This is a genomic window from Beggiatoa leptomitoformis (genome assembly GCF_001305575.3).
GTDB classification, from domain to species: Bacteria; Pseudomonadota; Gammaproteobacteria; order Beggiatoales; family Beggiatoaceae; genus Beggiatoa; species Beggiatoa leptomitoformis.
Window position 1 is genome coordinate 1,720,324 of record NZ_CP012373.2, and the last position, 13,537, is coordinate 1,733,860.

The 13,537-nt window shown below is 41.4% G+C and carries 12 protein-coding genes; 6 read left to right on the forward strand and 6 right to left on the reverse strand.

Features of this window, described 5'->3' with window-relative positions:
• Positions 1 to 147: 147 nt before the first annotated feature.
• The gene (pdsS, locus tag AL038_RS07180) at positions 148 to 2,268 is read left to right on the forward strand and encodes a proteobacterial dedicated sortase system histidine kinase (protein WP_062151043.1); all 2,121 of its coding nucleotides are present in this window, start codon (positions 148 to 150) and stop codon (positions 2,266 to 2,268) included.
• Between the two features lie 94 nt (positions 2,269 to 2,362).
• Here pdsS and thiE read toward each other — a convergent pair whose 3' ends face one another.
• On the reverse strand, positions 2,363 to 2,992 hold the full coding sequence (thiE, locus tag AL038_RS07185) for a thiamine phosphate synthase (RefSeq protein ID WP_062151045.1): 630 nt from the start codon (positions 2,990 to 2,992) through the stop codon (positions 2,363 to 2,365).
• Between the two features lie 30 nt (positions 2,993 to 3,022).
• On the opposite strand from thiE, the gene thiS reads away from it, so the two are divergent.
• Both thiS and AL038_RS07195 read left to right on the forward strand, forming a co-directional pair.
• Positions 3,023 to 3,265: a sulfur carrier protein ThiS gene (gene thiS, locus AL038_RS07190; protein ID WP_236839489.1), complete on the forward strand. Its 243-nt coding sequence runs from the start codon at positions 3,023 to 3,025 to the stop codon at positions 3,263 to 3,265.
• Between the two features lie 40 nt (positions 3,266 to 3,305).
• The gene (locus tag AL038_RS07195; RefSeq protein WP_062151048.1) at positions 3,306 to 4,112 is read left to right on the forward strand and encodes a thiazole synthase; all 807 of its coding nucleotides are present in this window, start codon (positions 3,306 to 3,308) and stop codon (positions 4,110 to 4,112) included.
• A 58-nt stretch (positions 4,113 to 4,170) separates the two neighbouring features.
• Here the strand turns inward: AL038_RS07195 and AL038_RS07200 are convergent, their stop codons facing one another.
• From AL038_RS07200 to AL038_RS07220, 5 genes are all read right to left on the reverse strand, one after another.
• A complete protein-coding gene (locus tag AL038_RS07200) occupies positions 4,171 to 4,356 on the reverse strand; it encodes a hypothetical protein (RefSeq protein WP_062151051.1) in 186 nt (61 codons plus the stop codon).
• A gap of 268 nt (positions 4,357 to 4,624) precedes the next feature.
• Positions 4,625 to 5,746: a nucleotidyltransferase domain-containing protein gene (locus AL038_RS07205; protein WP_161575447.1), complete on the reverse strand. Its 1,122-nt coding sequence runs from the start codon at positions 5,744 to 5,746 to the stop codon at positions 4,625 to 4,627.
• The gene (locus AL038_RS07210; RefSeq protein WP_062151056.1) at positions 5,736 to 6,914 is read right to left on the reverse strand and encodes a glycosyltransferase; all 1,179 of its coding nucleotides are present in this window, start codon (positions 6,912 to 6,914) and stop codon (positions 5,736 to 5,738) included. Before AL038_RS07210 ends, AL038_RS07205 begins: the two co-directional genes overlap by 11 nt.
• Before the next feature lie 4 nt (positions 6,915 to 6,918).
• On the reverse strand, positions 6,919 to 7,731 hold the full coding sequence (locus AL038_RS07215) for an ABC transporter permease (RefSeq protein ID WP_062151059.1): 813 nt from the start codon (positions 7,729 to 7,731) through the stop codon (positions 6,919 to 6,921).
• A complete protein-coding gene (locus AL038_RS07220; protein ID WP_161575448.1) occupies positions 7,712 to 9,121 on the reverse strand; it encodes an O-antigen ligase family protein in 1,410 nt (469 codons plus the stop codon). Before AL038_RS07220 ends, AL038_RS07215 begins: the two co-directional genes overlap by 20 nt.
• 370 nt (positions 9,122 to 9,491) lie before the next feature.
• Between AL038_RS07220 and AL038_RS07225 the strand changes: the two genes are divergently transcribed.
• Genes AL038_RS07225 through AL038_RS07235 form a run of 3 tightly spaced genes read left to right on the forward strand, consistent with a single transcriptional unit; the run spans position 9,492 to position 13,533 of the window.
• Positions 9,492 to 10,646 (forward strand): outer membrane beta-barrel protein, encoded by a 1,155-nt coding sequence (locus tag AL038_RS07225; protein ID WP_062151067.1) that lies wholly within the window; start codon positions 9,492 to 9,494, stop codon positions 10,644 to 10,646.
• Between the two features lie 19 nt (positions 10,647 to 10,665).
• The gene (locus tag AL038_RS07230) at positions 10,666 to 11,232 is read left to right on the forward strand and encodes a polysaccharide biosynthesis/export family protein (RefSeq protein WP_062151070.1); all 567 of its coding nucleotides are present in this window, start codon (positions 10,666 to 10,668) and stop codon (positions 11,230 to 11,232) included.
• A gap of 33 nt (positions 11,233 to 11,265) precedes the next feature.
• The gene (locus AL038_RS07235) at positions 11,266 to 13,533 is read left to right on the forward strand and encodes a GumC family protein (RefSeq protein WP_062151073.1); all 2,268 of its coding nucleotides are present in this window, start codon (positions 11,266 to 11,268) and stop codon (positions 13,531 to 13,533) included.
• The last annotated feature ends 4 nt before the right edge of the window (positions 13,534 to 13,537 follow it).

Here is a 13,537-nt window from a genome sequence, read left to right on the forward strand (position 1 = left end):
AACCACATCTCTTTCTAAAGAGGTTTAGACCCTGTGTTACACACCACAAAATACAGATAATCGCACTTAATATCCGTAATGTTTAAATAATGACAATGGTGTTTAACACGCACAACAAGGACACACCGTTAAGCGTGAGTATGAATAATGATATTAAGCATCCGTAGTAAAGTCTTACTCCTCTCGCTCACCCTTTTATCTGTTCCCTATGTTGGCTACGAATATGTCCGTGAAATGGAAATTTATCTACGCGAAAACTTAGAAACATCCCTAAAAGACAGCGCGAAAGCCATTGCCAGCATACTCAATAATAAATCCGACCTCTTCAACCGTAGCCTACTCGATACCGTTCAAGCAGACCCTTTTACCAAACTACCCGACTACCCACTTCGTAACGCTATACAACTTGATGGTAATATTGAAGACTGGCGAGATATTATTGATAATGTTAAAGATTATGGGGAGGAACATTTACTATATAACAATGGCACTTATACCCCAAACTCCTCCCGTTTTCAATTTGTCATGAGTAAAAGCAAAACCCATCTTTTTGCCTTATTCATTGTACAAGATGATAAAGTTATCTATCGTCCCTCCAGTGGTCTAAACGTAGAACAAGGTGACCACATTGAAATTATTCTTCAAGAACCCGACGGGCGTTTATATCGTCACCTCATTCCGCCAACGAATGAAGGCTGGGTAACAGGCTATAAAATCTCCAGTCGCAACACCTACTACATACCCGATACAGACTCCCGCATTCAAGCCCACTGGTCTATTACCAAAAAAGGCTATGTTGTTGAAGTCCGTATTCCCTTACAAATTATTGGTAGCGACCGCATGGGTTTTGCTGTTGCCGATGTAGATGACACTGAAGAGCGGACATTACGTAGCCTTATTGGCACATCAGCCATTCGTAACCAAGATGAAAACAAAAGCATTTTTGTCTATGAACCCGAAGCAGAAAACATTCTGACCGCATTAGGAGAAACCGCAGGACGGCGCGTGTGGGTACTGGACCAACAACGGCGCGTTCTTGCAAAACGGGGCGATTTACAACGCGAACTGGGAGAAAATCCCCTAAATGCTTTTTTCAGCCTGTTATTACCCCCTAATTTAGAAGAATTTAACGATGCACATGGTGACCCAGAACGCATTGAAGAAGGGATGGAAGTTAATAAAGCCCTACAGGGCGAACCCGAAAAACGCTGGCGCGGTACAAAAGACGAACAAGTCGTGATTGTTTCCTTTGCACATCCTATTTGGGTTAATAAACAAGTTGCGGGTGTAGTGGTGGTTGAAGAAACCAGCAACCGAATTCAAACATTACAACGCCAAGCCATTGCCAATTTATTCACCAAAACCTTATTAATGTTCTTCTTTGTTTCCCTACTTCTCGTGTTTTTCGCCACCCGTTTATCCTTCCGTCTCCGCCGTTTACGCAACCAAGCAGAAGCTGCAATAGACAATAATGGGCGTGTTACCACCACTAAAATCGGCTCAACTGCAAAAGATGAAATTGGCGATTTATCCCGTAGTTTCTCTGCCATTTTAGAAAAACTCCAACAATACAACACCTACTTAGAAGGCATGTCCAGCCGTTTATCCCACGAACTCCGTACACCAATTGCAGTAGTTCGCTCCTCATTAGAAAATTTAGAACAAGAAGTCTTAGACGCAGAAGCCTCCATTTACATTGAACGCGCAAAACAAGGCATAGACAGACTTAGCACGCTTATCACACGCCTTAGTGAAGCGACCCGTTTAGAACAAGCCTTACAAAATGTTGACAGAGAAATTTTTGACTTAAGCGAATTAGTGAATAGCTGTATCTCAGGTTATCGCCTAGCCTATCCACAACAACGTTTTTGGGCAGAACTAACTAACTTACCAATTTTTATTGATGGCGCGCCTGATTTAATTGCACAAATGCTCGATAAACTAGTTTCAAACGCCGTAGATTTTTCTGAACCTGATGCCCCCATACGTATTGAACTACAGCAAGAACGGGGTATGGCACGCCTGCGCGTTACAAATCAAGGCATTCCCCTTCCTACCGACATGCAAGAACGTATCTTTGAATCCATGGTTTCCTTACGTAATCATGGGCATAAAAAAGAACCCCACTTAGGATTGGGTTTATACATGGTTCGTTTAATTGTGTGGTATCACGGCGGAAATGTGAAAGCTGATAATAATGCCGATGAAAAAGGGGTGATTTTTACCGTGCATTTACCCACTAAAGTTACAGAACTACTGGTTAATTAAAACCTATCTGAATCAGTGGGATTTATTTAATTTCTACGCTGATGCTTTTGGCTTAAACCTTGATATTCTTCTGTTTGATAACACACGCTAAATACTACCCCAAAAACAACTGTGTATAACTGCGGGCGGCGGCTGCAATATCTTTTGCTGCAAACACACCGCTCACGACAGATAACATATCCGCCCCAGCAGTGATTAACGCGCCCCCATTTTCAAGGGTAATTCCACCTATCGCAATGATGGGACAAACTAATTGTCGACGCGCTGCTTGCAAAACGGCAAGGCTTACAAGGTGCGCATCGGGTTTAGTTGGGGAGGGGAAAAAACTCCCAAAAGCCACATAATCAGCCCCTGCTGTTATTGCCTGTTGCGCCATTTCTATGCTGGCATAACACGATGCACCGATTATTGCGGATTGCCCTAAAACTGCTCGGGCTTGTGCAATAGTGCTGTCCGTTTCTCCTATATGTACACCATCCGCATTAATCTGTTTTGCCAATCCCACATCATCATTAATAATAAATAAAACCGCTTGTTGCTGACACAGCTTTTTTAAGGCTAATGCTTGTTGTAAACGTTTTTCATTATCGGTACTTTTATCCCGATATTGCACAACCCGCGCCCCGCCTTGAATGGCCGCAATAACGCCTGCGACTAATTCGGCTGTTGTTGGCATTAAGAGACTATCCGTAATGACATAAAGCCCACGTAGTTTGAAAGCCATGCTCTGTTTTTGTCCTGTAACGAGAATGTTATGATAAACGGTGTTTTTAATAACTCACTGAGTGAAACCGATATGCAAATCGTTGTCAATGGCGAAATAAAAACCGTGAATGAGACGTTAACGGTTCAAGAATTGATTGAACAATTGGCTTTAACGGGTCGGCGTTTAGCAATAGAGGTTAATCAGGCAATTGTTCCGCGTAGTCAGTTTGGGCTGTATCGTTTACAAGCACAAGATAAAATTGAAATTGTTCATGCAATTGGTGGCGGTTAATTGCCCGCTTTTTTACATTCTGTAAGGAAAATCATTAATAATGCTTTCTACTTCTTCTTATACACCACCTGCTGATCCTTTGGTCATTGATGGTGTTACCTATCAATCTCGTTTATTAGTCGGTACAGGCAAATATCGAGATTTAGAACAAACCCGCCAAGCGATTGAAGCCAGCGGTGCAGAAATTATTACCGTTGCGATTCGACGTACCAATATTGGACAAAATCCTAATGAACCCAACTTATTAGATGTATTGCCACTGGACAAATACACGATTTTACCCAATACCGCAGGTTGTTATACCGTAGAGGATGCGGTGCGGACTTGCCGTTTAGCACGGGAGTTATTGGATGGGCATAATTTAGTAAAATTGGAAGTATTGGGCGACGAAAAAACCTTATTTCCTAATATCATTGATACGTTGAAAGCGGTTGAAATTTTAGTGAAAGATGGTTTTAAAATCATGGTTTATACCAATGATGACCCGATTGTCGCTAAACAGTTGGAATTAATGGGTTGTGTTGCCGTTATGCCCTTAGCAGCACCGATTGGGAGCGGTTTAGGAATTCGTAATCCATTAAATATATTAACAATAGTTGAAAATGCTCAAGTGCCGATTTTAGTGGATGCTGGCGTAGGGACAGCCTCACACGCGGCGCAAGCAATGGAGTTAGGTTGTAATGGTGTACTGATGAATACGGCGATTGCGGGCGCAAAAAACCCTGTATTAATGGGTTATGCCATGCGTCAAGCGATTGAAGCAGGGCGTGCGGCTTATTTAGCAGGGCGGATTCCGTCTAAACGTTTTGCATCAGCCTCTTCCCCATTAGATGGTTTATTTTTCTAATAGACTATAGCAACAGTACTATAAAAAGATTAAACAGAATATCAGTAAAAAGAGCGCATCAAATTTGCTCGTTACCAAGCTCTGCTTGGTAATGCCTGCCTTGCAAGCTCCGCTTGCCGAGTACAAGCGGACTTAAGCGTGGGGCGTTCAAGTACCCGCCAAGCAGCGCTTGGCGAATAGGCATTACCAAGTGAAACTTGGTAACGAGCAATACTTTTTTACGGCAATCTGTTGAATAGGTCATTTCTTATTCTCTTTTTAAAATACGGTTACTATAGCTAACGCAACTTAAAAAGCAGCTTAATGTAGAGTGGAATAGCGTAGCGTATTCCACCATAAAACGCCAAAAATAGCTGAGTTTATGCAGAAAGCTTGCACTGTTGTGGAATACGGCTTGCGCCTATTCCACCCTACAATAATCATTTTAAAGTGCGTTAGCTATAGTACGGATAATATCGCGTTAAGCGGTAGTATCCGTTGTTTTTCTTTGTTTATTGTTGCTTGATGGGGATTTATAACTGTCGTTTTAGCCATAAAACTGAACCAAACAGATAATATAGTAAAAATAGCTGTTTAGGTAATGGCATGGTTTGCCAATCATGCGGGTGTAGAAACGCATGGCGCAACAATTGGCGACGATATGTCCAGCGCGGATTTAGGTGTACGTCATAGTAGAGTTTCTGCCATAACACATGATGTAAAGGCAAAGGAATGGGCAATTGCAAATACTGTTCGCCTGCATTAACCAGTTTAGTAATCATGGAATCTTTAGATAAATAAACTTGAATATCCGTAGGTAATGGACTATTCAGTAAATGCTGGGCTAAGACTATGCCTTGCAACAGGGGACGCAAACAACCTACCCGTTGAGCAGTGGTGATGATGTGTGTCCAGTCAAACGTATTTTTCTGTAATAACAAGTTAATATCCCATAACCAAAATAGACATCCCCACACGTGTTGACTGCCGTGCGCCGTTAGATAAAGCAGATTATGCAAGGGTGCAAGGATGGGAATTGCTTGTGGTTGAATATTAATTATTTGATGTTGCTCATATAATTCCGCAAAAGAGAAATCACATAAGGCTTGGTTGTAAGAGAGTCGCCAGTGCAAATCAACGTAGCGTTGTCCTTGTGGATGGTAATATTCAAACTGATTCCAAAGCTGTTGAATTTTTTCATATTGCCACGTTTTCAAGGGAAATGCAGGTTGAATACGTTGATAGCCCAGTTGTTGCAATAGAGCCTCAGCGTGAGGTAAATCCTTTACATCTATGAGTAAATCTATATCCCCCGCATGACGTAACCCTATATTCCCATAGGTTTGTAAGGCAAGTCCTACACCTTTTAAGACGAGGGTTTTAATGGCTAATCGATTTAATTCACTTAATAGGGTTTGTAATGCGGCTAAATTCCGCATAGCGCGCAGGGTATTTTTTTCAACCCGTTGATGAAGGGCTTGGCGAATTTCATCAGGCACTAAAGGCTGATTTTTTAGTGCTTGATGAAGTAAGGGCGCGACGCGGTGACGGTCAACCAATGATAAAACCGTTTTCCAGTCTATCGGTTGTGTAAGTAGGTTAGATAGGACATCAGGATGCTTTACGTGGCAAAGCAACTGAAATTCAGCGGACACGGTGTTTATCAATTAGTTGTTGGTAGGTTTGCGCCATTAATTCGCCAATACGTTGCCATTGAAAACGATTTTCTACCAGTTGCCTACCTTTTTTACCATAATCTTGCGCTTGTTGTGGATTCGCGAGTAATTCTGCAAGGGCTTGTTGTAGCGCGTGTTGTTCGCACGGTACGATAACGCCTGCTTGTGCGGCTTGAATGTCATGATGAAGATTAACTTTATCAGAAATCAAGACAGGACAACGACAGGCCATTGCTTCTAAAACGGCAATACCAAAGTTTTCTGAATATGAAGGCAACGCGAAAACGTAAGATTCACGTAATACGGCAAGTTTTTCTTCACCCTGTACCATGCCTGTAAAAGTGACGCGATGTAGCATGTCGCTTGTTTGCAGTAATAATTTAAGGCTATCGGCATAGTTTTCATCATCAGGGCCTGCAATAACAAGATGAATATCAGCTTGTTGTTGGGCAAGGGTGATAAAGGCAGGAATGAGTAAATCTAAGCCTTTTTTAAAGTGGATGCGTCCAAAAAACAGGATAATTTTTTTATCTTTGGTTTCAGGATAGTAACGGGCTAACCAATTCGGCGGGCTGGGTTGGTCGTATTCTTCTAGGTTTAATCCTAGCGGAACGACAACGCTCGGCGCGTTGAAAATATAGGGATTCGCTAATGTTTGTTCTTCTGGGGTAATAAAGTGCATTGCGGTGGTGTGGCGAATATTACGATTTTCAAATGCCCATTCCATGAGTTGTTTACGCTGGCGGTGACGGTGATATAAAAAAGGGTCTAACGTGCCATGTGGAAGCATTAAATAGGGTTTTTTGTACCAACGACACAGCCAAGGCGCGACTAAGTTGTGAAATAAATAGAGGGAATGAACATGCACAATATCCATATTAGGGATGATATGAGCAAGGGCTGTCGCCATAGGGAGCGATGTTCCCCAAAAACGCGGGGATTGAATGGGAAAAAAGCGTAAATTAACCCCATCACGTTGTAAAAGTTGATTGAGCGGTTCATCGAGTTCGGTATCACCGTCTTGATTGGTGGTATAAATGGTAACGTTGTGTCCACGTTGTGCAACAGCGCGGGCAATTTCAAAACAGGCTTTAGCAGGGCCACCATAGCGGGGGGCTAGATTAGCGATAACATGTAGTATGTTCATATTATTAGTATTGTGTCAGTGTTCCGTCGCGTTTTGCCCGTTGAATCGCATGGTGAAAAGCGAATAGGCTAGTCGGTAGTAAACAGAGGGCAAATAGAAATAAGGGTGTCAGGATTGGGGTTAGCATGGACAGTGAGTAACCTTGTAGCAGGGCGAGACGTAAACCTTCTAGCGCGTAAGTGACAGGAAATAAGCCTGCAAGGGTTTGTAAGCTGTCGGGTAATACGCTGATAGGATAGTATAAACCACAGAGTAAACGCGATAGGCTTACAAATAAACTGCTAATCGCTTCACCTTTTTTTAGCAAAATAACGATGCTAGCCGTAAAAATACCCAAGCTACTGAAAGTGATTAGGGTTAGGAAAAGTAATAGGCTTACGGCGATTAAATTGGCATGAAGTGACAGATGAAAAACCCATACGGCTAATCCTAGATAAACCCCCACACGCACGGTTGCCCAGAGTAAATCATAAACAATGCTGGCGATGATTAAGGTAGGTAAGGCAGTGGGGGTGACTAATAACGCTTCTAATGTACCGAGTAGTTGTCCTTCGCGGATATGTTGTGGCAAGCCTTTAAGTAATACTTCCAAGTAGTTAAAAAAAGCCAAGCCGATTAAGACGAAAGCAAAATAATCCCCGCCATAGGGTTGTAATGCAGGGAGTTGTGCGTGATTAAATAGGCGAGCGAGAAAAAAGAAAGTGAATAGTAAGGTGAATAAGCTAAAAAAAGCAGGCAGAAAAACCAGTTTATAACTTTGTTCATTTTGCCAGTCGCGGACGATAAACGCCCAGATTTTATGCAGTTCTTGGGGCATGACGTGGCATAAAATAACTGACCCAAGCGAGGGCTAGGAAGATGACAAAGGTGGCAGCATTAGCAGGAATTTGTAAATTAAAATCCGCAAGGCTGTGTATGAGCATAGTCGTAATCCCCATGATAACCGCAAGCGCGATGCCACGACATAAGGGGTCACGTCGACGATACAGTGTCAATAACGCGATACTCAATGAAGATAAAACAATACAGGCGAGTAATCCTAAGCCTATCAAGCCTGTTCCTGTTGCAAACTCTAAATAATCATTGTGGGCATGGTCATAATATCCGCCTAAACCCGCTTCCCAATACTGTGGAAAAGCGACGTAGAAACTGCCTAAACCTGAGCCTAACCAGAAATAATCACGCCAGTAGTTGAGCGCGTAGAGATAGACATCACCGCGTTCTTCCCCAAGAATATGGGTCGTATTTAAACGTTGACTCAGTTGTTCTATGCCAAAAAAAGTTCCCATAATCAGTAAGTCAATAATGATTAGACTCAGCAGCAGAATAATAACCGAGCGAGCAGTATGACGGGCAAAGAGCAAGCCGATAAAGCCTGTTAAAAGAAGGCTACTGAAAAAAGCAATGTTTCCCATACGGGAACGGGTCAAAATTAAGGCAATCACGAGCACAATCAGGTATAAACGTAAGCGCATTTTATGACTGAAAATGAAGGTTAACCATGCACGTAAGCGTTGTCGCCATGTTTCATAATGAGTATCGCGTAATTGACTGATTAACAACCCTAATCCCATAGAAAAAGATAAAATCAGATAGTTAGCAAAATGATTACGATTAACAAATGTTCCTGTCGCAAAACCCTCATAAGCTGTTTTCGAGCGAAAAAAACCATATTCCCAACCCGTCAGTGTCATAACACTGCCATAAACCGCTTGCACTACCCCACTCATTAATAGGCAATAAGCAACCCAACGCAGCCGTGAATGGCGATTAACAAGAACCAGTGTGAGTGTAAAAAGGAGTGCATAACTAATACTCTTTAGAAGTTCTACTCGAGTTATGTAGGGGTCTATCGATAAGGAAATAGCGGGGGGGGGAGTGCCAAAATTTGCGAGGCGATATAGCTGAGCAGTCGCTGGAGATAGGGTATCAACCCAATAATAGGGTAGAGGAAAACACTGTAAAGTAATATAAACAAGCCAAATCCCCCACAATAATAAAACGGGCAAGGTTTGAGATAACAACGGGGGGAGCTTAATTTTTTGGCGCAAAAATAGAGTAAGCCACGCAATCCATGAACAAAAAATACCAATTTCCATCAATGCCCATGCCCATCCATGATTGCTCGCAAAAGGGATGGGAAGCCAAATAATCAGCACAAGTAATCCAATAAAAATAAAACGGTCAGATAAGGGTGGTGTTAGCATAAGAGTTGATTTAATGTTGTAAATATACAACGCTTTGTTGTAAACTTTTTTAAGTAGCGAGATCATGGCATAATATACTCAAAATCAGGATGTTTTAAGTATTAGCATTCAAGCGGTTTATTTTACTTGCTTTTACCAAAAGTTCACCATGTATTAGTAAAAATACAGCTAACAAAGCACTCGGTTTATATTAATAAATTCAAATAGTTTTTAATATAAAATGCCGCCGTGATACATATCGCATTAAATCGACTCTTTTTATCAAAGTAGTAAACTCGTTTTAAATTGGTACAATAAATGCCGATAAAAAACACAATACTACATGTAGGTGTTTTTACTATTTGAGCAAACGCTTAACATGGATAATTCTATGAAACCATCAATAAACACTTTTCTAGGCTGTCTTTTATGTCTTTACACCCCTTTAACTCTCGCTGAAGGTGGTTTTCCCGTAGGTCCTACAACAGTTTATCCTTCTTTAGGTATTGATTTAGGCTATAACGATAATGTCATACAATCTAGCACGGATGAAATTGGCTCAAGTTATATGCGTCTCACACCCTCCGTCAAGTGGGAGTTAGAACGCTTAAGTGATAAATATATAATTGGTTTTGATGCTAATGTTATTCGCTATTTTGGTAGTTCCGCAGACAATGCAGAAAATTATGGCATAACGGGTTCTACCGATTTAGATTTACCTGATAAATTTCATGCAACGCTTACAGCGGGTCATCGAAAAGATTTTGACCCCCGTGGAACAACCGATTTTGATGAAGCAGGTGACCCTAACAAGTGGGATACAACAACATTAGGCGGAAATCTCAGTTATGGTAGCCCCGGTGCAAAAGGACGCATTGAAATAAAAGCTAATTATGCGACTGTTCGTTATGATGAATCGCGCGTTGCGGCATTAACCGATAGGGATAGTTTAGGATTTGGTGGGGCATTTCATTATCGTGTACAACCAAAAACCTATGTTTTTGTGAATCTTGATATCACTGATAACACATATAAAACTAGCTCCCGTTTTGACAGTAAAGAGTATCGTTATGGCTTAGGCGCAAGCTGGTTTGCAACAGCTAAAACCACAGGAACAGTCAATTTTGGATACAGTAATAGAGATATGGAGGATGACACTATGTCAGATTATACAGGCACATATCTACAAGCTATACTGAATTGGCGACCAAGAACTTACTCACTTTTTGATGTCGTTGCCTCAAGAATGACTGGGGAAAATAAAGGTTTTGGCGATTATACCTTAACCAATGCGCTGGGCTTGGCATGGACTTATGCGTGGAATACGCGACTGTCTTCTACAGCAGGGTATGATTATGCTGATATTAGTTTTGGGGGAACCGATAGAAATGATGATAAAAACAGCGTGTATCTTAACCTCAATTATCAGATGCGTCGGTGGTTAAGTTTGCGCAGTGGCATTAATATTGTGAATTTCACCTCTAATTATCCTGATGAAGACTATGATCAACGAGTAGTATCCTTGACGTTATTTTCTAGCTTTTAATTAGGTATTGAGAAAGCAAATGTGTATTAAACAGTTTTTAATGCTGGTCAGCCTTTGTTTATTGCTGACAGCATGTGGTGGTGACGATTACTCTAAAGAAATCCCTATAAACCCAACAGGTATTGCGGATTTATCTGGTTATCAACTGGCGAGTGGTGATCAAATTACAATCACGGTATTTGGTGAGGAAAGCCTGAGCGGTAATTATCGGCTAAGTGATGCAGGAACAGTTTCTTATCCGCTACTTGGCGAATTACAAGCATCTGGTTTAACCATTGGTGAGTTAGAAAAATTAATCGCAACTCGTTTGGTTGAAGGCAAATACCTCGTTACGCCTAAAGTCACGGTTTCTAGCATGGAATACCGTAAGTTTTTTATTAATGGTGAAGTAAAAACACCCGGTGGATATGCGTTCTCTCCCGGTTTAACCATTTTAAAAGCCGCGTCTCTAGCAGGTGGTTTTACCGAGCGTGCTTCGCGACGCAAGATTTATATTTTGCGTGAGGGGAATAAACCTATTCAAGCAGAATTACATACTTACATACAACCAGGTGATATTATCACCGTAGAAGAGAGCTTCTTCTAGTTACCTATCGTTTTTTACAACTTCAAGGAAGGCATGGTGTTAGTTAATAACACCATTCGGTTTATGAACTTCACCCAAAAACAGCTTACATCCAGTGAGTTTACTAACAGTGTTGATGAAAACGAGGTTGATTTACGAGTTTATCTCAATATTATTAATCGCTACAAATGGCGTATTCTGCGTTTAACCCTATTAATTGGATTATTAGCATGGTTAATTAGTTACACTTTACAGCCTATTTATACAGCGACCACAACATTTTTAATTAATGTAGAATCCCCCAACATTGTTTCTGTTCAAGAATTTAGTGTCAGAAATGATCAGATGAAAACGCAGATAGACATTCTCAGTTCTATGCAAGTCTGGGAAGAAACCGTCGCACGCATACAAAAACAATTTCCCGAAAAATTCCAGCCACAACCTAGAAAAATACCCAGTCTTTTTGGAATGCCACTGGATTGGCAAACATGGTTAAGCGATTGGGGAATCAGCACAACCCCTGTGCCACCAACAAATGCCTTAGAGCCGCCTCGATTACCTTCAAAAGGTTATTTAGTTATCCAAGATACTAAAGGCAGTCAAATCGTTGCTATAGCCTATGATTCACCCGACCCAGAATTAGCCAGTGCAATACCCAATACTTTAGCCGAAGTTTATGTAGAAAATGACCTAGAATCACGGTTACAAATGACTCAAAAAGCAACTGTTTGGCTGACAGAGCGGCTAGATGGTTTGCGTGGCAAATTAGAAGACTCAGAAAAGAATTTGCAAGGCTTTACGGAGAGTCAAAAACTGGTTGATGTTGCAGGTGTAAAAAGCGTTGCATCACAAGAACTCTCACAGATTAGTTTAGATTTAGGGTCAGCTCGGCGCAAACTGGCAGAAACCAGTAATATGTATGAGCAAATTCAACGGGCTAAAGGCAAACCATTAGACGTGTTAGTAACCATTCCCGCCGTGTTTGCTGATCCCCTAGTCGGTAGTTTAAAGTCAACAGAAGTAGGCTTAGAACAAAAAGCCTCAGAATTAGGGAAACGCTATGGCAGCCAACATCCTGAAATGATTGCAGTTAAAACGGAGTTGGAAACTAACCGAGCCAATTTAGCCCGTGCGGTACAACGAATTATTGATAGTGTTACAAAGCAATACGAAGTAGATCGGGCGAATGTTGCAACCCTAGATCGTAGTATGCGCCAAAAAGAAGGCGAGATTCAAAGTATCAATCGTAAACAATATGATTTAGGTGTACGCCAACGTGATGTTGAAGCCAACCGCCAACTGTATGATATGTTTCTGGCACGGTTTAAAGAAACAGGTGTCACTCAAACGGAACAAAAAACCATTGGGCGAATCGTGGATGCCGCTGTTACACCGACAACAGCTTATAAACCGAAAAAACTCAAATTAGTTGCGGTTGCGATGATTGCAGGGTTACTTTTCTCTATTTTCCTCGCCTTTTTACTAGAGCATTTGAACAATACCTTAAAACATGGTGACGATGTGGAACAAAAGTTAGGCATGTCACTGCTGGGTATTCTGCCAAGATTAACCAATCGTAAAAGTAAACAAAGACCTTTATTTGTCTTTGTGGAGGAAGAACACTCCTACTTTGCAGAATCTATTCGCAGTATGCGAACGGGTATCATGCTATCAAATGTGGATAATCCCCATAAAACATTACTCGTCACTTCATCCTTACCCGCTGAAGGAAAAACCACCTTTGCAACTAATCAAGCCTTTGCCTTGGGGCAATTAGATAAAACCGTGTTGATTGATGCAGATATGCGTCGTCCTTCTGTTGGTAAAGGCTTTGGACTGACTGACAACGCACCCGGTTTGTCTGAAATGGTTGCGGGAACGAAACCATTTACGGAATGTATTCATCGTTTGGAAGGGGTGGATATAGACCTTATCCCTAGTGGTATGCTGCCCCCCAATCCGTTAGAGCTGTTATCATCACAACATTTTGCAGAAGTATTAAAAGAGCTGGAAAAGCAATATAAATATGTTGTTATCGACAGTGCGCCTATACATGCTGTGAGTGACGCGCTCATGATTGCAAAAGTTGCTAGTGCCGTTATTTATGTGACTAAAGCAGACTTTACCCCTTATCAGTTGATTAGAGGGGATATTAGACGTTTAATGCTTATTAATAAAACGCCTATAGGTGTTGTGCTTAATCAGGTTATTCCTAAAGAACTGTCACGATATTATGGTACTAAATACGGCTACTATGGCGGTTATAGCGATTATTACGGCACATACGGTTCGTCTGCTACGAAAAAAATTGTTGCCAGTTGAGTGT